Here is a 19,279-nt window from a genome sequence, read left to right as displayed (position 1 = left end):
CTCTCCGCGGGCGCTCCACTCGTGGCACGGCCCCACCCCCGGCCCCTCCCCGGAAGGGGAGGGGAGGAGTATAATAGATGCGCTATCTCCCCCTGACCCAGCCTGACCGCGATGCGATGCTCGGCGTGATCGGCGTGGCGACGATCGACGATCTGTTCGTCGACGTGCCCGAAGCCGCGCGGCTCGACGGCCCGATCCACGGCCTGCCGATGCATGCCAGCGAGATGGCGGTCGAACGCCACATGACCGCGCTCGCGCGCAAGAACCTGACCGCGGGGGAAGCGCCGTTCTTCCTCGGCTGCGGCGCGTACAATCATCACGTCCCCGCCTCGGTCGATCATCTGATCCAGCGCGGCGAGTTCCTCACCGCCTATACGCCGTACCAGCCCGAGATCGCGCAGGGCACGCTGCAGATGTTGTTCGAGTTCCAGACGCAGGTCGCACGGCTGCTCGGCACCGATGTCGCGAACGCCTCGATGTACGACGGCTCGACCGCGTGCTGGGAAGCGATCGGCATGGCGCGGCGGATCACCAAGCGCGGCAAGGCGATCCTGTCGTCGGGGCTGCACCCGCATTATGTCTCGGTTGCCAAGACGATGGCCAAGTTCACGGGCGACCTGCTCGAAACCGCTGCGCCGACGCTCAGCGCGGACACGGATCTCGAGTCGCTGATCGCGGCGATCGACAAGGATACGTCGTGCGTCGTCGTGCAATATCCTGACATTCTCGGGCGTATCGCGGACCTGACGCCGCTCGCCGATGCGTGCCATGCCAACAAGGCGCTGCTGATTGCGGTCGTGACCGAGCCGGTCGCACTGGGCGCGATCAAGGCACCGGGCGAGATGGACGCGGATATCGTCGTCGGCGAAGGGCAGTCGCTCGGCGTCGGGTTGCAGTTCGGCGGGCCCTACGTCGGGCTGTTCGGCTGCAAAGACAAATATGTTCGCCAGATGCCGGGTCGCCTGTGCGGCGAGACGCTGGACGCGGATGGCCGGCGCGGGTTCGTGCTGACGCTCTCCACCCGCGAGCAGCATATCCGGCGCGAGAAGGCGACGTCGAACATCTGCACCAACTCCGGGCTGTGTGCGCTCGCCTTCTCGATCCACATGACGTTGCTGGGTGAGAAGGGGCTGCGCACCCTGGCGCAGATCAACCATCGCGGCGCGGTCGCGGCGGCGGAGCGGTTGAGCAAGGTGCCGGGTGTCGAGCTCGTCACGCCCGCCTTCTTCAACGAATTCACGCTCAAGCTACCGGTCGAGGCGCGCCCGGTCGTGCGGACGCTGGCGGATCGCGGGATCCTGGCGGGTGTGTCGCTCGGGCGGTTGTATCCGGGTGAGGGCGATCTCGCCAACGGCCTCGTCGTCGCAGTCACCGAGACGACGTCGGCAGAAGATGTGGAAACGCTGGCGGCAGCGCTCGAGGAGATCCTGGCATGAGCATCAACGCAAGCGGATGGCGCCCCGAAGCGCCCGTTTCCGGGGGCAAGGCGTCCCGGACGGTGACCGGCAACAAGGCGCTGATGCTGGAAGAGAAGCTGATCTTCGAGATTGGTGATGCAGAGACGACCGGGGTGGATTTTGCTGACGCGGATGGGGCCGTAACGGGCGCAGGTCTCGGTGAGACGCCCCCCACCCCCAGCCCCTCCCCTGAAGGGGAGGGGAGCCAAGAACGCCTTGCCGGTCTGTTCCGCGATACGGCCATCGGTCTCCCCGGCCTCTCCGAGCCAGAGACCGTCCGCCACTACACCCGCCTGTCGCGCCAGAATTACGGGATCGATCTCGGCTTCTTCCCGCTTGGTTCGTGCACGATGAAGCACAATCCGCGCCTCAACGAGAAGATGGCGCGGCTCCCCGGTTTCGCGGACATCCATCCGCTCCAGCCGATCGACAGCGTGCAGGGTGCGCTCGGCGTCATCCATGAACTCGCGACCTGGCTGATCACGCTCACCGGCATGCACGGCGTCGCGATGAGCCCCAAGGCGGGCGCGCATGGCGAGCTGTGCGGCGTGCTGGCGATTCGCGCTGCGTTGGAAGCCAAGGGCGAGGGGCATCGCAAGATCATTCTCGTCCCCGAAAGCGCGCACGGCACCAACCCGGCGACCGCAGCCTTCGCGGGCTATCAGGTCGAAGATATCCCCGCGACTGCCGAAGGCCGCGTCGATACCGCGGCGCTGATCGCACGGCTCGGGCCGGACGTGGCGGGGGTGATGATCACCAACCCGAACACCTGCGGCCTGTTCGAGCGTGACATGCGGACGATCTCGGATGCGGTCCATGCGGCGGGCGGGTTCGTCTATTGCGATGGCGCAAACTTCAACGCGATCGTCGGTCGCGTGCGCCCGGGGGATCTTGGCATCGATGCGATGCACATCAACCTGCACAAGACCTTCTCGACCCCGCATGGCGGCGGCGGACCCGGCTCGGGTCCGGTCGTTTTGTCCGAAGCGCTGGCACCGTTCGGCCCGCTGCCGTTCGTTGCAAAGCAGGCGGATGGCCATTTTGCGCTGATCGAGGAAGAGACTGCGGGCGACGATCACCCGCACGCGTTCGGCCGGATGGTCGCGTTTCATGGCCAGATGGGCATGTTCACGCGCGCACTGACGTACATCCTCAGCCACGGCGCGGATGGCCTGCGGCAGGTTGCCGAGGATGCGGTGCTCAACGCCAATTACATCCTGCGTTCGCTCGACAAGACGCTCGATGCGCCGTTCGGGGCGTCGGGGCCATGCATGCATGAAGCACTGTTCTCGGACAACGGCCTCGCCGCCGGTTTCTCGACGATCGATATCGCCAAGGGGCTGATCGACGAGGGGTTCCACCCGATGACGATGTACTTCCCGCTGGTCGTCCACGGCGCGATGCTGATCGAGCCGACCGAGACCGAATCGAAGGCCGCGATCGACCAGTTCGTCATGGCGCTTCGCTCGGTCGCGGAGCGTGCCAAGGCGGGCGACGTCAGCCTTAAGAGCGCGCCGCATTTCGCGCCGCGCAGCCGTCTCGACGAGACGCTCGCCGCGCGCAAGCCGGTGCTCGTCTGGAAGGAGCCGGTCCTGGCGCAGGCCGCCGAGTGACCAAGGCGTGACCACCCCGTGGATCCCGGGCGAGGCAGAGGGGGACACCCGCCGCCACGCGCCGGCCACGCTGCGCAATCGCATGGCGATCGCGGACGTGCTGCGCGAGGTGCTCCCGTTCGCGGGGACAGTGCTCGAAGTGGCAAGCGGATCGGGCGAGCATGTCGCCTATTTCGCGGAAGAATTTCCCGCGATCGAGTGGCAGCCGAGCGACCCCGATCCCGCCGCGCGCGTGTCGATCGCGGCGTGGTGCGACGGGATCGTCAACGTCGCGCCGCCGCTCGATCTCGATGCGAGCGCGGCCCACTGGGCGGTGGACCGGGCGGACGCAGTGCTGTGCATCAACATGGTCCACATCAGCGCGTGGAGCGCGACGCTGGGGCTGCTCGCGGGTGCGGCGCGGGTGCTGGCAGCGGACGCGCCGCTGATCCTGTACGGACCGTTCTTGCAGGCCGACTTCCCGACTGCGCCGAGCAATATTGCGTTCGACGAATCCTTGCGGGCGCGCGACCCGCGCTGGGGATTGCGGCAGGTCGAATCGGTCGAGCAGGTTGCCGTGGGGCATGGTTTCGCGCTGGATCGACTGGTCGAGATGCCTGCGAATAACCTTCTGCTGGTTTTCGGGGCGGGGTAAGTCCGCCGGGCGAGCTACGGGAAGACACCTCGGCTTTTGCCCACTATTGCACCTCTTCCAGCGCCCGGTTGATATGCCGGACCCGTTCGCGCCACAGGATGTATAGCCCGCTTGCGACGATCACCGGCGCGCCGACCCACAACGCCGCGCTCGGCAGCGTGCCGAAGATCAGCCAGCCGAACAGCGTCGCCCACAGCAGCGATGAATAGTCCATCGGCACCACCACCGACACCGGCCCGAGCCCGAGCGCCCCGGTCATCGCAAGCTGCGCCAGTCCGCCGATCAGCCCGACCACCGCAAGCAAGACCCAGACTTCGAGCGGATGGCTCCGCGCCACCACGGCATACACCACGCCGAGCGGCAGCAGTGATAGCGTCGAGAACCAGAACACCGTCGTCAGCGCGGACTCGGTCCGGGTGATCTGCCGGAGCAGGATCGTCACCGACGCGGTTCCGAACGCGCCGAGCAGTCCGGTCGCCGCCCCCCACAGCGGGAAATGCCCGCCGCCCGGCTGCGCAACAATCAGCACGCCTGCGAACCCGGCGATCACCGCGCCCCAGCGGTGCCACCCGGTCGGCTCGCGCAGGATCACGCTCCCGAGGATCGTCGCGAAGATCGGTACGGTAAAACCAAGCGTCGTCGCCTCGGCGAGCGGCAGTGTGACGATCGTCGTGAAGGTAAACGCCATCGCGGTCAGCCCGAGGATCGCGCGCGAAATATGCGTGCCGATCTTCTTCGTTCCGACCGACCGCCAGCCCAGGCCGGACAGTATGATGCCGCTGATCAGGACGGACGCGCCGAGTTGCCGGAAGAACAGGATCTCCCCGAGCGCCGCGCCATGCTGTTCGGACAGTTTGATCACGACGTTCATCATGGCGAACAGGACGACGGACAGAAGCCGCAGACCGATCGCGGCGAGGATGCGGTCGGGCGCGGCTGACGTCATAGAGGTGCAGCCTTATGGGCTCGCCGGGGGGCGCGCCAGTAGGAGACGCCTAAACGCAAGTTAGACTGGTTATGCTGGCCTAAGGCGCTTCCCCGGGGGAGGCCGGGACCCAGTAGCGCAGCGGGCAATTGCGAGGCACCGCACTTCGGTACCTCGGCCCTCTCGACTGGGCCTCGGCCAGCGCCGGGGAAGATAGAAGGGAGGGATTTTGTGCCCTGCGATACGTCCTACGCCAGCGCGTCCCACGCCGCGACGAACGCCGCGCGCTCCGCCGCGCTCAGGTGCAGCCCGATCTTCGAGCGCCGCAACAGCACGTCGTCCGCCGTCCGTGCCCATTCCCGCGTCCGCAGCCAGCGCGCCTCGACTTCGGTGAGGCCTCCGCCAAGCTCTGCCCCGAGATCATCCGCGCTTTTGACGTCGCGCAGCATCTCCGCGAGCATCGAACCATAAGCATGCGCCATCCGCTCCGAGCGCGCCGCGCCGAGGAACGGCCAGGTCGCGCGGACCTGATCGAGGAACTGCCGGAATCCGGTGATCGCCCCGCCCGGAAACACGCGCGCGCGAGTCACCGGATGCGCGGAGAACCCCATTGGTCCCGCGAGCTTGCCGAGCGCCTCCTCCGCCAGATGCCGTGCGGTGGTGATCTTGCCGCCGAAGATCGACAGCAGCGCAGGGCCGTTGGTGTCGAGCTCGAGCACGTAATCGCGCGTCACCGCCTTCGCCTCGCTCGCGCCGTCGTCGTAGAGCGGGCGAACCCCGGACCAGGTCGAGGTGACGTCGCCGGGCGCGATCTGCTGGGCGAAATGCCGGTTCGCCGCCGCGCAGAGATAGGCGATTTCGTCCTCGTCGATCACCGCGTCCTCGGGCGCGTCGACCGGGACGTCGGTCGTGCCGATTTCGGTAAAGCCGCCCTGATAGGGGATGGCGAAGACGATACGGCGGTCGGGCTGCTGGAGGATATAGGCGTGGTCGCCTTCATACAGCCGGGGCACGACGATATGGCTGCCCTTGACCAGTCGCACGCCCGACGCGGCGTTGACGCCCAGCCGCCCGAGCAGTTGCGCCACCCACGGGCCCGCCGCGTTGACCATCGCGCGTGCGCGGACGCTGCTGCCGTCGGACAGATGCGCCTGCCACACCTCACCCTCGCGTCGCGCCGACTCGAGTGCGACCCCGACGCGCACGTCCGCGCCATTTGCGGCGGCATCCATCGCGTTGAGGACGGTGAGGCGTGAATCGTCGACGAACGCGTCCGAATAGACGAAGCCCTTCGACGCTACCTTGAGCGGCGCCGTGAACGCGGCGTCGTTCTTGCGCAGGCCGCGCGATCGCGCGAGCGTCATCTTGCCGCCCAGGAAGTCGTAGAGATACAGCCCGAGCCGCACCATCCACCACGGCCGCACGGCATTCTCGTGCGGGAGCACGAACCGCAGCGGGTGGATGATATGGGGTGCCGCTTTTACCAGCCGCTCGCGTTCACGCAGCGCCTCGGCGACGAGCTTGAACTCGTAATATTCGAGATAGCGCAATCCGCCGTGGATCAACTTGGTCGAAGCCGACGAGGTGTGCGCCGCGAGGTCGTCGCGTTCCACCAGCAGAACCGTGAGGCCGAGCAGGCTTGCTTCGCGCGCGATCGCGCAGCCGTTGATACCGCCGCCGACGATGAGGAGATCATATGTCACCGCTGTCCTGTATCGCACCCGCGCGCCCGAAGCGACCGGCGTTTCTGCACCCCGAGGCCGGCTTGCGCGACTCGTGGCGGAACCCGGATTTCCATTATTGCCCCCATGTGCAAGCCGTCAAAATTGCCATGCACCGCTCAAATCATTCATCTTACAGCAAGAAAGCGTTGCAGAAATGCGACACTTCGGAAGGGCGGACCTTTTTTCGCACCGCAATGCAACATCCGACGACGATCCTTGTTCAGTCGCCGTTGGAGCACCGCTAGAGAGCCGGCGCGCCTTAACAGCCACAACTATAGGTCATCATTTATGCGTACTCTGAAAATCGCCGCCGCTGCCCTGGCGTTCGTCGCCGCTCCCGCATTCGCGCAGGACATGGCACCGGCAGCACCCGCCCCCGTCGACGCAGCAGCGCCGGTCGATGCAGCCGCGCCCGCCGACACCGGCCCGCGCGCACCCGACGGCAGCCGTGCATTCGGCATCGAGCCTTACGTCGGCGTCATGGGCGGCTGGGAGCAGTTCGACAACGAACCGAACCACGGTATCCCGCAGCCGATCAACTCGAACGGCACGCTGCGCAACAACTACCGCCTGTCGGGCGCGCTGGTGCAGGGCGTCGTCGGCTTCAACGTTCCGCTCGGCCCGGTCTTCGTTGGTGCAGAAGGTAACGTCGCAAAGGGCGTTTCCGGCAACATCAACTGGGAATATGGCGCAGCAGGCCGTTTCGGCATCCGCGCTGGTGACAGCGGCATGTTCTACGGCAAGGTCGGCTACCAGTGGATCGACTTCGATCACTATTCGACCTTCGTCAGCGGCAACCGCAACGACAAGAAGCATGACGGCATCACCTACGGGATCGGCACCGAGTTCGGGCCCAAGGACATCGGCCTTCAGGGCATCACCGGCAACGCCGGCTTCCGCATCCGTGCAGAAGTCAACACGTTCGGCGATTTCCACAGCGTCCGTCCGATGCTCGGCGTGATCACGCACTTCTAAGACTCCGGTCGAAGAAAGCACGAAGGGGGCGGGGAGTGGCGACACTCCCCGCCCTTTTTGCAGGCGATCGCAACCGGCGGCACCGTTTCTGCAAGATGCTGCACAACGCGGGAAATGCGCGACTCGGTTGACCCGATCCGCGTCTCGCTGTATGCGCACCTCCGCTCGACCGAAGGTTTTCCTGCGGGACAGTGCTTGAACATTGCTGGATGCATTCCAGGACCCGGGGGGCGAATGTCCCTGACGGTCCTTTTTGTATTCCCGAAATTTGTTCTCGGGGGGCGTGATGGCTCCAGCAAAGTAACCATCGATCCAAGGTGAAGAGATTCAATGCCGACAATCAACCAGCTGGTCCGCAAGGGCCGCGATCCGCAGAAGGCCAAGTCCAAGGTCCCTGCGATGGAAGCAAACCCGCAGAAGCGTGGCGTTTGCACCCGCGTCTACACGACGACCCCGAAGAAGCCGAACTCGGCTCTGCGCAAGGTGGCCAAGGTTCGCCTGACCAACCAGCGCGAAGTCATCAGCTACATCCCGGGTGAGGGCCACAACCTGCAGGAGCACTCGGTCGTGCTGATCCGCGGCGGTCGCGTTCGCGATCTTCCCGGCGTGCGGTACCATGTCCTGCGCGGTGTCCTCGATACACAGGGTGTCAAGGATCGTCGCCAGTCCCGTTCGAAGTACGGCGCCAAGCGTCCGAAGTAAGCCGGTCGGCTCTCATAGCCGACCATCTTATGGCTGAAGTTAGAAAAGGTTTTTGATATGGCACGTCGTCGTCGGCCCGAAAAGCGGGTCATTCTTCCGGATCCCCAGTATGGGGACGAGGTTCTCTCCAAGTTCATGAACAGCGTGATGCTCGACGGCAAGAAGTCGGTCGCAGAGCTGATCGTCTATGGTGCGCTCGCAACCGTCGAGACGCGCGCCAAGAAGGACCCGATCGCGGTTTTTCATGACGCGCTGACCAACGTGAAGCCCGGCATCGAAGTTCGCAGCCGCCGCGTCGGTGGTGCGACCTATCAGGTCCCGGTCGAGGTTCGCCCCGAGCGCGCCCAGGCCCTGGCGATCCGCTGGCTGATCACTGCCGCCCGTGCGCGCAGCGAGAACACCATGTCGGCACGCCTGTCGGGCGAGCTGATGGATGCGGCGAACAATCGCGGCAACGCGGTCAAGAAGCGTGAAGACACGCATCGTATGGCCGAAGCCAACCGCGCCTTCTCGCATTATCGCTGGTAATCGTTCAGACGGCGGCTTTTCGCCGACAGAACTAACACCTATATATTGGGGAGCCGGTTTCGCTGGCTCCCCATATCCTTAAGGAAGCACTGACATGGCCCGCAGCCATCCGCTCGACCGCTATCGCAACATCGGCATCATGGCGCACATCGACGCCGGCAAGACGACGACGACCGAGCGCATCCTCTATTACACCGGCAAGTCCTACAAGATCGGCGAAGTGCATGAAGGCACCGCGACGATGGATTGGATGGAGCAGGAGCAGGAGCGCGGGATCACGATCACGTCCGCCGCTACGACGTGCAAATGGCGCGCCGAAGAAGGCAAGGGCGAAGAGCACCTGATCAACATCATCGATACCCCCGGCCACGTCGACTTCACGATTGAAGTCGAGCGTTCGCTGCGCGTGCTCGACGGTGCGGTCGCCTGTTTCGATGGCGTTGCCGGCGTTGAGCCGCAGTCCGAGACGGTGTGGCGTCAGGCTGAGAAGTACAAGGTTCCGCGGATGTGCTTCGTGAACAAGCTCGACCGGACCGGTGCTGATTTCTATTTCTGCGTTCAGTCGATCATCGATCGCCTGGGTGCACGTCCCGCCGTGCTGTATCTCCCGATCGGCATGGAAGGCGGCTTCAAGGGTCTCGTCGATCTCGTCGAGAACCGCGCGATCATCTGGCTCGAAGAGAGCCTCGGCGCGAAGTTCGAATATGCCGAGATCCCCGAGGATCTCGTCGAGAAGGCAGCGAAGTATCGCAGCGACCTGATCGAGATGGCAGTCGAGCAGGACGACGCGCTCATGGAAGCGTATCTCGAGGGCAACGAGCCGAGCACGGCTGACCTGAAGAAGCTGATCCGCAAGGGCACGCTCAACTTCTCGTTCGTGCCGGTGGTTTGCGGTTCGGCGTTTAAGAACAAGGGCGTCCAGCCCCTGCTCGACGCCGTCGTCGACTATCTCCCTTCGCCGCTCGACGTTCCGGCCATCCAGGGCCTCAAGCTCGACGGTACGACGGTCGACGAGCGTCCTTCGTCGGACGAGGCACCGTTCTCGGCGCTGGCGTTCAAGATCATGAACGATCCGTTCGTGGGAACGCTGACCTTCGCACGTATCTACTCGGGCAAGCTCGAGACCGCGTCGCAGGTCACGAACTCGGTCAAGGACAAGAAGGAAAAGGTCGGTCGCATGCTGCTGATGCATGCGAACGAGCGTGAGGACATCCAGATCGCATATGCGGGCGACATCGTCGCTCTCGCAGGCCTCAAGGACACGACGACGGGCGACACGCTCTGCGCGATGAACGCTCCGATCATCCTCGAGCGGATGGAATTCCCCGAGCCCGTGATCGAGCTCTCGGTCGAGCCCAAGACCAAGGCCGACCAGGAGAAGATGGGCGTCGCGCTCAATCGTCTCGCACGCGAGGATCCATCGTTCCGCGTTTCGTCGGACTCCGAGTCGGGTCAGACCATCATCAAGGGCATGGGCGAGCTCCATCTCGAGATCCTGGTCGATCGCATGAAGCGTGAGTTCAAGGTCGAGGCGAACGTCGGCGCGCCGCAGGTTGCTTACCGTGAATATCTCGGCAAGCCGGTCGATGTGGATTACACCCACAAGAAGCAGTCGGGTGGTACCGGCCAGTTCGGTCGCGTGAAGGTCAAGGTCACGCCGGGCGAGCGCGGTTCGGGCATCATCTTCAAGGACGAGATCAAGGGCGGTAATATTCCGAAGGAATATATCCCGGCGATCGAAAAGGGCTTCCGTGAGACGGCTGCTACTGGTTCGCTGGTCGGCTTCCCGATCATCGACTTCGAGATCCTCGTCTATGACGGTGCCTACCATGACGTCGACTCGTCGGCGCTGGCGTTCGAAATCTGTGCTCGCGGTGCAATGCGTGAAGTCGCGCAGAAGGCCGGGATCAAGCTGCTCGAGCCGATCATGAAGGTCGAGGTCGTGACGCCCGAGGATTATCTCGGTGACGTAATCGGCGACATGAACAGCCGCCGTGGCCAGATCCAGGGCACCGATACGCGCGGCAACGCGCAGTCGGTGGACGCGATGGTCCCGCTGGCGAACATGTTCGGCTATGTGAACGCGCTGCGCTCGTTCACGCAGGGTCGTGCGAACTACTCGATGCAGTTCTCGCATTACGAGGAAGTTCCGGCGAACGTTGCCGACGAAGTGAAGGCGAAGCTGGCCTAAGGCGACAAACCTGGCGCCCTCGATGGGCGTCAGGGCTGGCGTTACCCAAAAACTCTCGCTATGGGGCGCGCTTCGCGTAGCGCTCCGGGCGAACCGAAAACGATCAATAAGGTAGGAAATCATGGCGAAAGCAAAGTTCGAGCGGAACAAGCCGCATCTCAACATCGGCACGATCGGCCATGTCGATCATGGCAAGACGTCGCTCACGGCTGCGATCACCAAGGTGCTCGCCGAGACCGGTGGCGCCACGTTCACCAGCTATGCCAACATCGACAAGGCTCCCGAGGAGCGCGAGCGCGGCATCACGATCTCGACCGCACACGTCGAGTATGAGACGACCGCACGTCACTACGCGCACGTCGATTGCCCGGGTCACGCCGATTATGTGAAGAACATGATCACCGGTGCGGCACAGATGGACGGCGCAATCCTCGTCGTTTCGGCAACCGACGGCCCGATGCCGCAGACCCGCGAGCACATCCTGCTCGCACGCCAGGTCGGCGTGCCGACGATGGTCGTCTTCATGAACAAGGTCGATCTGGTCGACGACGAGGAAATCCTCGAGCTGGTCGAGATGGAAATCCGCGAGCTGCTCTCGAAGTATGACTTCGATGGCGACAATATCCCGGTCATCCGTGGTTCGGCTGTTGCAGCCCTCAACGACACCACGCCTGAGATCGGCCATGACGCCGTCCTCAAGCTGATGGAAGCGGTCGACACGTTCCTGCCGCAGCCCGAGCGTCCGCTCGACAAGCCGTTCATGATGCCGATCGAGGACGTGTTCTCGATCTCGGGTCGTGGCACGGTCGTCACCGGCCGCGTCGAGACCGGTGTCGTCAAGGTTGGCGAGGAAGTCGAGATCGTCGGTATTCACCCGGCAGTCCGCAAGACCACCGTCACGGGCGTCGAAATGTTCCGCAAGCTGCTCGACTCGGGCCAGGCTGGCGACAACATCGGCGCGCTGATCCGCGGCGTTGGCCGTGAAGAAGTCGAGCGTGGCCAGGTTCTCTGCAAGCCCGGCTCGATCAAGCCTCACACCGACTTCTCGTCGGAAGTGTACGTGCTGTCGAAGGACGAGGGTGGCCGTCACACGCCGTTCTTCGCCAACTATCGTCCGCAGTTCTACTTCCGGACCACGGACGTCACCGGCACGGTCGAGCTGCCTGAGGGCACCGAGATGGTCATGCCCGGCGACAACGTTGCCCTCGGCGTCAAGCTGATCGCACCGATCGCCATGGACCTTGGCCAGCGCTTCACGATCCGTGAAGGCGGCCGTACGGTCGGCTCGGGCATCGTCAGCGCGATCGCCAAGTAAGACCTAACCGTCTTTTAAAAAAAGCTGCCGCCCGCGCCTCAAATCGAGGCGCGGGCGGTTGCCTTTTTGTGGAGGGCCGTGTAGTGGCCCGCCTCCGGTTTTTAAAAAGAACTAACTAGCGCCCGGTAACGGGCCCGCTCTTTCGCATTGGTAGGGACTATGGACAGCAATATCCGCATCCGTCTGAAGGCGTTCGATCACCGTGTGCTCGATCAGGCGACCGGCGACATCGCCGACACTGCGCGCCGCACTGGCGCTCTCATCCGTGGCCCCATTCCTTTGCCGACGCGCATCGAGAAGTTCACGGTCAACCGCGGTCCGCACATCGACAAGAAGTCGCGTGAGCAGTTCGAAGTCCGCACCTACAAGCGCATGCTCGACATCGTTCAGCCGACCCCGCAGACGGTCGATGCGCTGATGAAGCTCGACCTCGCCGCAGGCGTTGACGTCGAGATCAAGCTCGCCTAATAGCGGCGCTTCGCAAGAGATTCGGTCCGCTAAAACGGACCTGATAGGGATACCGCCAGCTTCGGCTGGGTCTGCGTCCCCCGACACGTTTCCCGCCATGGCGGGGGCACCAGCCCGGGTCGGGGCAGCAGTATAAAAGAATTTGGGCTGAACCGGTTCCGATCGAGGCGATATGCCTTGGTCGGGGCCAGCACGCATGTTTCGGAATGGTCCGGGATGTGCCTCTGCACTGATTGGAGCATTGGTCATGCGCACTGGCGTGATCGCGAAAAAGTTGGGGATGACCCGCTTGTTCCAGGACGATGGGCGCCACGTGCCCGTCACCGTCCTGGCACTGGAAAATCTGCAGGTGGTGGCCGTTCGCGAGGCCGACCGTGATGGATATGTCGCTGTGCAGCTTGGTGCCGGCGTTGCGAAGGCGAAGAATGTCGCCAAGCCGCAGCGTGGCCACTTCGGCAAGGCCGAAGTCGAGCCCAAGGCGAAGCTCGCCGAATTCCGCGTCGCCGAGGATGCTGTCCTCGAAGTCGGCGCGACCATCTCGGCAGATCACTATGTTTCCGGCCAGATCGTTGATATCCAGGGCGTGACCCAGGGTAAGGGCTTTCAGGGCGGCATGAAGCGTTGGGGCTTCGGCGGTCTTCGGGCAACTCACGGCGTTTCGGTTTCGCACCGTTCGCTCGGTTCGACCGGTCAGCGCCAGGATCCGGGCAAGGTCTTCAAGAACAAGAAGATGGCCGGGCAGATGGGCAACAAGAACCGCACCCAGCAGAGCCTCGAAATCGTATCGACCGACGTCGAGCGCGGCCTCATCTTCGTCAAGGGTTCGGTCCCGGGCTCGAAGGGTGGCTGGTTGCTCGTCAAGGATTCGGTCAAGGTCACGCGTCACGCCGACGCGCCGTACCCCGCCGGTCTCCGCCAGGTCGCCAATAACAACGACACCGCTCCCGCCGAGACGCCTTCCGACGTCGCGACCGTGGATGCGACCGACGGCCAGGAGGGCTGATCATGAAGGTTACCTCTCAGTCTTTCGACGGCGCAGCCGGCACGGAAGTCGAGCTCAACGACGAGGTCTTCGGCCTCGATCCGCGCGCCGACATCCTGCACCGCGTCGTCACCTGGCAGCTCGAGAAGCGTCGTGCGACCGCAAGCGGCACGCGCGAGCGTTCCGACGTTGCTCGCACCGGCAAGAAGTTCGGTCGCCAGAAGGGCGGCGGTACGGCGCGTCACGGCGATCGCCGCGCGCCGATCTTCGTCGGTGGTGGTAAGGCGCACGGTCAGCGGACCCGCGACTTCAACCCGGGCCTGAACAAGAAGGTTCGTGCGCTCGGTCTGAAGATGGCGCTTTCGAGCCATGCGCAGGCTGGCACGCTGGTCGTCATGGACAGCCTCGCTGTCGAGGCGAACAAGACCAAGACGCTCATCGGCAGCTGGTCGAACATCGGTGCCGGCAAGACCGCACTCGTGATCGACGGCGACATGGTCGACACGAGCTTCGCACTGGCCGCGGGCAACCTGCACACGATCAACGTGATGCCGGCCGCCGGCGCCAATGTGTACGACATCCTGAAGCACGACACGCTGGTCCTGACCCGCGCTGCCGTCGAGAAGCTGGAGGCGCGCTTCAATGGCTAAGCAGAAAGCAGCGATCGACGCGCGTCATTATGACGTGATCGTCGCACCGCACATCACCGAGAAGGCCACGTTGCTCAGCGAGCATAACGCGGTCGTGTTCAAGGTCACCAACGAAGCCACGAAGCCGCAGATCAAGGCTGCGATCGAGGCATTGTTCGACGTGACCGTTCTGGGGGTCAACACGATCGTCCAGAAGGGCAAGACCAAGAAGTGGAAGGGTGCTCCTTACAAGCGCTCCGACATCAAGAAGGCGATCGTGACGTTGAAGGACGGTCAGTCCATCGACGTGACGACGGGGATCTGATCCGATGGCACTGAAGCATTATAATCCGACCAGCCCCGGCCAACGCGGGCTCATCCTCGTCGACCGTTCGGCGTTGCACAAGGGCGGCCCCGTCAAGGCGCTGACCGAAGGCAAGCGCAAGACCGGTGGGCGCAACAACAAGGGCCATGTGACCTCGCGTGGCATCGCCGGCGGTCACAAGCAGCGCTACCGCATCATCGACTTCAAGCGCCGTAACTGGGGCGTCGATGGCGTGGTCGAGCGGATCGAGTATGATCCCAACCGGACTGCGTTCATCGCGCTGATCAATTATGGTCAGACCGCCGATGGCAAGGAAAACGTTGCGTACATCATCGCGCCGCAGCGCCTTGCGGTTGGTGACAAGGTCATCGCCGACAAGAAGACCGACGTTAAGCCGGGCAACGCGATGGAACTGGGCCAGATGCCGGTTGGCACGATCGTCCACAACGTCGAGATGAAGCCGGGCAAGGGCGGTCAGCTCGCACGGTCGGCAGGCACGTACGTGCAGGTCGTCGGTCGCGACAAGGGCATGGTCATGGTCCGCCTCAACTCGGGCGAGCAGCGCTACCTCCACGCCAATTGCATGGCGACGGTCGGTGCGGTGTCGAACCCGGACAACGGCAACACCAATCTGGCGAAGGCCGGTCGTAACCGCTGGTTGGGCATCCGCCCGCTGACGCGTGGTGTCGCCAAGAACCCGGTCGACCATCCGCACGGCGGTGGTGAAGGCCGCACCTCGGGTGGCCGTCATCCGGTCACCCCTTGGGGCAAGCCGACGAAGGGTGCGCGCACCCGTCATAACAAGTCGACGGATAAGATGATCATCCGTTCGCGTCATTCGACGAAGAGGAAGGGCTAAGATGGCTCGCTCAGTCTGGAAGGGTCCCTTCGTGGATCTCCATCTGCTGAAGAAGGCAGAAACCGCGCAGGAAACCAACGCGCGTGGTGCGATCAAGACCTGGTCGCGCCGCTCGACGATCCTGCCGCAGTTCGTCGGCCTCACGTTCAGCGTCTATAACGGCCGCAAGTTCGTGCCGGTTTCGGTCAACGAGGACATGGTGGGCATGAAGCTCGGCGAGTTCGCGCCCACCCGCTATTTCCCCGGCCATGCCGCGGACAAGAAGGGCAAGCGCTGATGTCTAAGGCAAAAGCTCCCCGCCGCGTGGCGGACAACGAGGCGCTGTCGGTCGGCACGCAGATTCGTGGTTCGGCGCAGAAGCTCGGTCTGGTTGCAGCGCTCATCCGCGGCAAGAAGGTCGGCGATGCGATGAACATCCTGCAGTTCTCGACCAAGGGTATGGCCGTCGACGCGCGCAAGGTGCTCGCTTCGGCCATCGCCAACGCCGAGAACAACCATAACCTCGACGTCGACGCACTCGTCGTCGCAGAGGCTTCGGTCGGCAAGTCGATCGTGATGAAGCGTTTCGCGACCCGCGGTCGCGGCAAGTCGACGCGCATCCTCAAGCCGTTCAGCCGTCTGCGCATCGTCGTGCGCGAGCAGGAAGAAGCATAATGGGTCAGAAATCGAACCCGATCGGTCTGCGCCTGCAGATCAACCGCACCTGGGACAGCCGTTGGTACGCCGAAGGCGCCGACTACGGTCGTCTTCTCCTCGAAGACCTCAAGATGCGCACTTACATCATGAAGACGCTGCCCCAGGCCGCGATCTCCAAGGTGGTGATCGACCGTCCGGCCAAGCTGTGCCGCGTTTCGATCTTTGCCGCACGCCCCGGCGTGATCATCGGCAAGAAGGGTGCGGACATCGAGAAGCTGCGTCGTACCCTCGGTGCGATGACCTCTTCGGATGTCAGCCTGAACATCGTCGAGATCCGCAAGCCGGAAGTCGACAGCAAGCTCGTCGCCCAGGGCATTGCCGATCAGCTCGAGCGTCGTATCGCTTTCCGTCGCGCTATGAAGCGTGCGGTTCAGTCGGCGATGCGGCTCGGTGCCGAAGGCATCCGGATCAACTGCGGGGGCCGTCTTGGCGGCGCCGAGATCGCACGGTCGGAATGGTATCGCGAAGGTCGCGTTCCGCTCCACACGCTGCGCGCAAACGTTGATTACGCCGAAGCGCAGGCACACACCGCATATGGCGTGTGCGGCGTGAAGGTCTGGATCTTCAAGGGCGAAATCCTGGGTCATGACCCGATGGCGACCGACCGGCTGATGATGGAAGCGCAGACTTCCGGCGTCCGGCCTGATCCGCGCCGCTAAGGAATAGATCATGCTGCAACCGAAAAAGACCAAGTTCCGCAAGGCCTTCAAGGGCCGCATCCATGGTGACGCCAAGGGTGGCACCACGCTCAACTTCGGGTCGTATGGCCTGAAGGCGATGGAGCCGGATCGTCTCACCGCACGCCAGATCGAGGCGGCTCGCCGTGCGATCACGCGTCACATCAAGCGCCAGGGCCGTTTGTGGATCCGCGTTTTCCCTGACGTTCCCGTCTCGGGCAAGCCTGCCGAAGTCCGCATGGGTAAGGGCAAGGGTTCGCCGGAATATTGGGCAGCCCGCGTCAAGCCAGGCCGCATCCTGTTCGAACTGGATGGCGTTCCGGGTGACATTGCCGCTATGGCGTTCAGCCGCGCAGCGATGAAGCTGCCGATCAAGGTGAAGGTCGTTGCCCGTCTCGGCGACACCTCGCATCTGGGAGTTGCATAAGATGGCCCGCATCGACGACCTCAAGGCGAAGTCCGAGGACCAGCTGGGTGAAGAACTCGGCAACCTGAAGCGCGAGGCGTTCAACCTCCGCTTCCAGGCCGCGACCAATCAGCTCGAAAAGCCGAGCCGGGTTCGTGAAGTCCGTCGCGACATTGCTCGCATCAAGACCCTGCAGACCGCGCGTTCGCGCGACACTGCGGCAAAGTAAGGATTTAGACATGCCAAAGCGCGTGCTGACGGGGCTGATCGTCTCCGACAAGGGCGACAAGACGGTGGTCGTGAACGTGGAGCGCAAGGTCAAGCATGCGCTCTACGGCAAGATCATTCGTCGGACCAAAAAGTACCACGCCCATGACGAGGGCAACGAGTTCAAGCTTGGCGAGATCGTGCGGATCGAAGAGACCGCGCCGATTTCCAAGTTGAAGACGTGGAAGGTGATCGAGCGGGTCAACGCCCATGCGACGCCGCAACGAGTTGACGTCGACGCGTAAGCGTCAACGTTTATTGAGGCGGGGACCGGTCGGTATCGGCCCCAGATGAGAAGGAAGCGGATCCAATGATCCAGATGCAATCCAATCTCGAGGTCGCTGACAACAGCGGCGCGAAGCGGGTTATGTGCATCAAGGTGCTTGGGGGTTCCAAGCGTCGTGTTGCAGGCGTTGGCGACATCATCGTCGTCAGCGTGAAGGAGGCCGCACCGCGCGGCCGCGTGAAGAAGGGCGACGTGCACCGTGCCGTCATCGTGCGTACGGCGAAGGACATTCGCCGCGCCGATGGCACCGTGATCCGCTTCGATTCGAATGCGGCTGTGCTGGTCAACAAGAACGAGGAGCCGATCGGCACCCGTATCTTCGGCCCAGTCGTGCGTGAGCTTCGCGGCAAGAAGCACATGAAGATCATCAGCCTTGCGCCGGAGGTGCTGTAATGGCCACTGCACGTATCAAGAAAGGCGACCGCGTCATCGTCCTGTCCGGCAAGGACAAGGGCAAGACCGGTGACGTCACGATGGCAATGCCGAAGGACGGCAAGGTCGTCGTGTCCGGCGTGAACATCGCCGTTCGCCACACCAAGCCGAGCCAGGGTGACCCGCAGGGCGGCCTGATGCGAAGCGAAGCGCCGATGCACGTTTCGAAGGTCGCGCACGTGACCGCCGACGGCAAGCCGACGCGCGTTCGTTTCGAGACCCAGGACGGCAAGAAGGTTCGTGTTGCGGTCAAGACCGGAGACAAGATCGATGGCTGATGCAGCTACCAAGCCCCGCATGAAGGGCATTTACGACGACAAGGTCATCGCAGCGATGACCGAGAAGTTCGGCTACAAGAACGCGATGGAAGTCCCGCGCATCGAGAAGATCACGCTCAACATGGGCGTTGGCGAGGCGACGCAGGACAAGAAGAAGGTCGACCAGGCTTTCGGCGAAATGGAATTGATCGCAGGGCAGCGTCCCGTCGTGACCAAGGCCAAGAAGTCGATCGCGCAGTTCAAGCTGCGTGAGGGCATGCCGATCGGCGTCAAGGTCACGCTTCGCCGTGAGCGGATGTACGAATTCCTCGACCGCTTCATCACGATCGCGCTCCCGCGCGTTCGCGATTTTCGCGGGCTCAACCCCAAGTCGTTCGACGGACGCGGCAACTATGCCTGCGGCCTGAAGGAGCAGCTGGTTTTCCCGGAAATCAGCTACGACAAGATCGACAAGGTCCGCGGTCTCGACGTGATCGTCACGACCAGCGCGAAGACCGACGACGAGGCGCGCGAGTTGCTCCGTCTGTTCGGCTTCCCGTTCCCGCCAGAAGTGACTGGCTCAGAGTCTGCTGACGACCAGAAGAAGGCGGCATAAGATGGCCAAGGTAAGTTCGGTGAACAAGAACGAGCGTCGCAAGATGCTCGTCAAGAAGTACGCGCCCAAGTACGCCGCGCTGAAGGCAATCGCTGCCGACAGCACGCTGAGCGACGGCGAGCGGATCGAAGCCCGCCTGAAGATGGCCGAGATTCCCCGCAACGGGAACCCGACGCGCATCCGCAACCGCTGCGAGCTGACGGGTCGTCCGCGCGCATATTATCGTAAGTTCCGCCTCTGCCGTATTCAGCTGCGCGATCTGGCCAACAAGGGCCTGATCCCGGGCGTTACGAAGTCGAGCTGGTAAGGATCACG

The 19,279-nt window shown here is 63.6% G+C and carries 26 protein-coding genes; 24 read left to right on the top strand and 2 right to left on the bottom strand.

Going from position 1 to position 19,279, the window contains the following annotated elements; all coding sequences use genetic code 11:
• Positions 1 to 77 precede the first annotated feature (77 nt).
• The 3 genes from gcvPA to RI03_RS12640 are packed head-to-tail and all read left to right on the top strand — an operon-like array spanning position 78 to position 3,704.
• Entirely contained in the window at positions 78 to 1,436 is a 1,359-nt protein-coding gene (gene gcvPA / locus RI03_RS12650; protein WP_010217810.1) for an aminomethyl-transferring glycine dehydrogenase subunit GcvPA, read from the top strand.
• Complete coding sequence (gene gcvPB / locus RI03_RS12645; protein WP_010217809.1) at positions 1,433 to 3,070, top strand: aminomethyl-transferring glycine dehydrogenase subunit GcvPB; 1,638 nt, start codon at positions 1,433 to 1,435, stop codon at positions 3,068 to 3,070. The genes gcvPA and gcvPB overlap by 4 nt, the downstream gene beginning before the upstream one ends.
• 7 nt (positions 3,071 to 3,077) lie before the next feature.
• A complete protein-coding gene (locus RI03_RS12640) occupies positions 3,078 to 3,704 on the top strand; it encodes a DUF938 domain-containing protein (protein WP_010217808.1) in 627 nt (208 codons plus the stop codon).
• Between the two features lie 43 nt (positions 3,705 to 3,747).
• Here the strand turns inward: RI03_RS12640 and RI03_RS12635 are convergent, their stop codons facing one another.
• Together RI03_RS12635 and glpD are read right to left on the bottom strand one after the other, a co-directional pair.
• Positions 3,748 to 4,650, bottom strand: a complete 903-nt coding sequence (locus RI03_RS12635; RefSeq protein WP_010217807.1) for a DMT family transporter — start codon at positions 4,648 to 4,650, stop codon at positions 3,748 to 3,750.
• A 227-nt stretch (positions 4,651 to 4,877) separates the two neighbouring features.
• Positions 4,878 to 6,332, bottom strand: coding sequence for a glycerol-3-phosphate dehydrogenase (gene glpD, locus RI03_RS12630; RefSeq protein ID WP_010217806.1), 1,455 nt, complete (start codon positions 6,330 to 6,332; stop codon positions 4,878 to 4,880).
• Between glpD and RI03_RS23570 the strand changes: the two genes are divergently transcribed.
• The 21 genes from RI03_RS23570 to rpsN all read left to right on the top strand — a co-directional run bounded on the left by RI03_RS23570 (position 6,326) and on the right by rpsN (position 19,271).
• The gene (locus RI03_RS23570) at positions 6,326 to 6,598 is read left to right on the top strand and encodes a hypothetical protein (protein ID WP_138995660.1); all 273 of its coding nucleotides are present in this window, start codon (positions 6,326 to 6,328) and stop codon (positions 6,596 to 6,598) included. The two genes, glpD and RI03_RS23570, sit on opposite strands and share 7 nt — an antisense overlap.
• A 43-nt stretch (positions 6,599 to 6,641) precedes the next feature.
• Positions 6,642 to 7,328, top strand: coding sequence for an outer membrane protein (locus RI03_RS12625; protein ID WP_010217805.1), 687 nt, complete (start codon positions 6,642 to 6,644; stop codon positions 7,326 to 7,328).
• A 330-nt stretch (positions 7,329 to 7,658) separates the two neighbouring features.
• On the top strand, positions 7,659 to 8,030 hold the full coding sequence (gene rpsL, locus RI03_RS12620; RefSeq protein ID WP_010164594.1) for a 30S ribosomal protein S12: 372 nt from the start codon (positions 7,659 to 7,661) through the stop codon (positions 8,028 to 8,030).
• 57 nt (positions 8,031 to 8,087) lie between these two features.
• Positions 8,088 to 8,558, top strand: a complete 471-nt coding sequence (gene rpsG, locus RI03_RS12615; RefSeq protein WP_010164592.1) for a 30S ribosomal protein S7 — start codon at positions 8,088 to 8,090, stop codon at positions 8,556 to 8,558.
• A gap of 94 nt (positions 8,559 to 8,652) precedes the next feature.
• The gene (fusA, locus tag RI03_RS12610; RefSeq protein WP_010164591.1) at positions 8,653 to 10,749 is read left to right on the top strand and encodes an elongation factor G; all 2,097 of its coding nucleotides are present in this window, start codon (positions 8,653 to 8,655) and stop codon (positions 10,747 to 10,749) included.
• Positions 10,750 to 10,870: 121 nt separating this feature from the next.
• Positions 10,871 to 12,064 carry an elongation factor Tu gene (tuf, locus tag RI03_RS12605; RefSeq protein ID WP_010217804.1) on the top strand — a complete coding sequence of 398 codons (1,194 nt, stop codon included), beginning with the start codon at positions 10,871 to 10,873 and terminating at the stop codon, positions 12,062 to 12,064.
• 159 nt (positions 12,065 to 12,223) lie between these two features.
• Complete coding sequence (rpsJ, locus tag RI03_RS12600; RefSeq protein WP_007406109.1) at positions 12,224 to 12,532, top strand: 30S ribosomal protein S10; 309 nt, start codon at positions 12,224 to 12,226, stop codon at positions 12,530 to 12,532.
• 247 nt (positions 12,533 to 12,779) lie between these two features.
• On the top strand, positions 12,780 to 13,535 hold the full coding sequence (gene rplC / locus RI03_RS12595; RefSeq protein ID WP_010217803.1) for a 50S ribosomal protein L3: 756 nt from the start codon (positions 12,780 to 12,782) through the stop codon (positions 13,533 to 13,535).
• Between the two features lie 2 nt (positions 13,536 to 13,537).
• Positions 13,538 to 14,164 carry a 50S ribosomal protein L4 gene (gene rplD / locus RI03_RS12590; protein ID WP_010164586.1) on the top strand — a complete coding sequence of 209 codons (627 nt, stop codon included), beginning with the start codon at positions 13,538 to 13,540 and terminating at the stop codon, positions 14,162 to 14,164.
• Entirely contained in the window at positions 14,157 to 14,468 is a 312-nt protein-coding gene (locus RI03_RS12585; RefSeq protein ID WP_010164584.1) for a 50S ribosomal protein L23, read from the top strand. The genes rplD and RI03_RS12585 overlap by 8 nt, the downstream gene beginning before the upstream one ends.
• Before the next feature lie 4 nt (positions 14,469 to 14,472).
• Positions 14,473 to 15,327, top strand: coding sequence for a 50S ribosomal protein L2 (gene rplB, locus RI03_RS12580; protein WP_010164583.1), 855 nt, complete (start codon positions 14,473 to 14,475; stop codon positions 15,325 to 15,327).
• A 1-nt stretch (position 15,328) separates the two neighbouring features.
• Positions 15,329 to 15,604 (top strand): 30S ribosomal protein S19, encoded by a 276-nt coding sequence (gene rpsS, locus RI03_RS12575; RefSeq protein WP_010164582.1) that lies wholly within the window; start codon positions 15,329 to 15,331, stop codon positions 15,602 to 15,604.
• Positions 15,604 to 15,981: a 50S ribosomal protein L22 gene (gene rplV, locus RI03_RS12570; RefSeq protein ID WP_010164581.1), complete on the top strand. Its 378-nt coding sequence runs from the start codon at positions 15,604 to 15,606 to the stop codon at positions 15,979 to 15,981. The genes rpsS and rplV overlap by 1 nt, the downstream gene beginning before the upstream one ends.
• Positions 15,981 to 16,682 carry a 30S ribosomal protein S3 gene (gene rpsC, locus RI03_RS12565; protein ID WP_010164580.1) on the top strand — a complete coding sequence of 234 codons (702 nt, stop codon included), beginning with the start codon at positions 15,981 to 15,983 and terminating at the stop codon, positions 16,680 to 16,682. The genes rplV and rpsC overlap by 1 nt, the downstream gene beginning before the upstream one ends.
• A gap of 10 nt (positions 16,683 to 16,692) precedes the next feature.
• Positions 16,693 to 17,127, top strand: coding sequence for a 50S ribosomal protein L16 (rplP, locus tag RI03_RS12560; protein ID WP_010164579.1), 435 nt, complete (start codon positions 16,693 to 16,695; stop codon positions 17,125 to 17,127).
• Position 17,128: 1 nt separating this feature from the next.
• Positions 17,129 to 17,335 carry a 50S ribosomal protein L29 gene (rpmC, locus tag RI03_RS12555; protein WP_010164578.1) on the top strand — a complete coding sequence of 69 codons (207 nt, stop codon included), beginning with the start codon at positions 17,129 to 17,131 and terminating at the stop codon, positions 17,333 to 17,335.
• 10 nt (positions 17,336 to 17,345) lie between these two features.
• Positions 17,346 to 17,618, top strand: coding sequence for a 30S ribosomal protein S17 (gene rpsQ / locus RI03_RS12550; RefSeq protein ID WP_010164576.1), 273 nt, complete (start codon positions 17,346 to 17,348; stop codon positions 17,616 to 17,618).
• Positions 17,619 to 17,683: 65 nt separating this feature from the next.
• A complete protein-coding gene (gene rplN, locus RI03_RS12545) occupies positions 17,684 to 18,052 on the top strand; it encodes a 50S ribosomal protein L14 (protein WP_010164574.1) in 369 nt (122 codons plus the stop codon).
• Positions 18,052 to 18,369 carry a 50S ribosomal protein L24 gene (gene rplX, locus RI03_RS12540; protein ID WP_010164573.1) on the top strand — a complete coding sequence of 106 codons (318 nt, stop codon included), beginning with the start codon at positions 18,052 to 18,054 and terminating at the stop codon, positions 18,367 to 18,369. The genes rplN and rplX overlap by 1 nt, the downstream gene beginning before the upstream one ends.
• Positions 18,362 to 18,964 carry a 50S ribosomal protein L5 gene (rplE, locus tag RI03_RS12535; RefSeq protein ID WP_026046697.1) on the top strand — a complete coding sequence of 201 codons (603 nt, stop codon included), beginning with the start codon at positions 18,362 to 18,364 and terminating at the stop codon, positions 18,962 to 18,964. The genes rplX and rplE overlap by 8 nt, the downstream gene beginning before the upstream one ends.
• Before the next feature lies 1 nt (position 18,965).
• The gene (gene rpsN / locus RI03_RS12530) at positions 18,966 to 19,271 is read left to right on the top strand and encodes a 30S ribosomal protein S14 (RefSeq protein WP_010164571.1); all 306 of its coding nucleotides are present in this window, start codon (positions 18,966 to 18,968) and stop codon (positions 19,269 to 19,271) included.
• The last annotated feature ends 8 nt before the right edge of the window (positions 19,272 to 19,279 follow it).

This window comes from Sphingomonas sp. PAMC 26621 (assembly GCF_000251145.1).
Classification (GTDB): domain Bacteria; phylum Pseudomonadota; class Alphaproteobacteria; order Sphingomonadales; family Sphingomonadaceae; genus Sphingomonas.
Note: the sequence above shows the minus strand (reverse complement) of the source record. Positions and strands in the feature narration are given on the sequence as shown.

Coding starts and splice junctions, on each gene's coding strand:
- rpsL (WP_010164594.1), top strand. CDS start 7,659: ATGCCGACAATCAACCAGCTGGTCCGCAAGGGCCGCGATCCGCAGAAG.
- rplP (WP_010164579.1), top strand. CDS start 16,693: ATGCTGCAACCGAAAAAGACCAAGTTCCGCAAGGCCTTCAAGGGCCGC.
- RI03_RS12625 (WP_010217805.1), top strand. CDS start 6,642: ATGCGTACTCTGAAAATCGCCGCCGCTGCCCTGGCGTTCGTCGCCGCT.
- rpsG (WP_010164592.1), top strand. CDS start 8,088: ATGGCACGTCGTCGTCGGCCCGAAAAGCGGGTCATTCTTCCGGATCCC.
- rpsJ (WP_007406109.1), top strand. CDS start 12,224: ATGGACAGCAATATCCGCATCCGTCTGAAGGCGTTCGATCACCGTGTG.
- rplC (WP_010217803.1), top strand. CDS start 12,780: ATGCGCACTGGCGTGATCGCGAAAAAGTTGGGGATGACCCGCTTGTTC.
- fusA (WP_010164591.1), top strand. CDS start 8,653: ATGGCCCGCAGCCATCCGCTCGACCGCTATCGCAACATCGGCATCATG.
- rplB (WP_010164583.1), top strand. CDS start 14,473: ATGGCACTGAAGCATTATAATCCGACCAGCCCCGGCCAACGCGGGCTC.
- RI03_RS12635 (WP_010217807.1), bottom strand. CDS start 4,650: ATGACGTCAGCCGCGCCCGACCGCATCCTCGCCGCGATCGGTCTGCGG.
- tuf (WP_010217804.1), top strand. CDS start 10,871: ATGGCGAAAGCAAAGTTCGAGCGGAACAAGCCGCATCTCAACATCGGC.
- rpsS (WP_010164582.1), top strand. CDS start 15,329: ATGGCTCGCTCAGTCTGGAAGGGTCCCTTCGTGGATCTCCATCTGCTG.
- rpsQ (WP_010164576.1), top strand. CDS start 17,346: ATGCCAAAGCGCGTGCTGACGGGGCTGATCGTCTCCGACAAGGGCGAC.
- rpmC (WP_010164578.1), top strand. CDS start 17,129: ATGGCCCGCATCGACGACCTCAAGGCGAAGTCCGAGGACCAGCTGGGT.
- rpsN (WP_010164571.1), top strand. CDS start 18,966: ATGGCCAAGGTAAGTTCGGTGAACAAGAACGAGCGTCGCAAGATGCTC.
- RI03_RS12585 (WP_010164584.1), top strand. CDS start 14,157: ATGGCTAAGCAGAAAGCAGCGATCGACGCGCGTCATTATGACGTGATC.
- rplE (WP_026046697.1), top strand. CDS start 18,362: ATGGCTGATGCAGCTACCAAGCCCCGCATGAAGGGCATTTACGACGAC.
- rplN (WP_010164574.1), top strand. CDS start 17,684: ATGATCCAGATGCAATCCAATCTCGAGGTCGCTGACAACAGCGGCGCG.
- rpsC (WP_010164580.1), top strand. CDS start 15,981: ATGGGTCAGAAATCGAACCCGATCGGTCTGCGCCTGCAGATCAACCGC.
- rplV (WP_010164581.1), top strand. CDS start 15,604: ATGTCTAAGGCAAAAGCTCCCCGCCGCGTGGCGGACAACGAGGCGCTG.
- gcvPB (WP_010217809.1), top strand. CDS start 1,433: ATGAGCATCAACGCAAGCGGATGGCGCCCCGAAGCGCCCGTTTCCGGG.
- RI03_RS23570 (WP_138995660.1), top strand. CDS start 6,326: ATGTCACCGCTGTCCTGTATCGCACCCGCGCGCCCGAAGCGACCGGCG.
- rplD (WP_010164586.1), top strand. CDS start 13,538: ATGAAGGTTACCTCTCAGTCTTTCGACGGCGCAGCCGGCACGGAAGTC.
- gcvPA (WP_010217810.1), top strand. CDS start 78: ATGCGCTATCTCCCCCTGACCCAGCCTGACCGCGATGCGATGCTCGGC.
- rplX (WP_010164573.1), top strand. CDS start 18,052: ATGGCCACTGCACGTATCAAGAAAGGCGACCGCGTCATCGTCCTGTCC.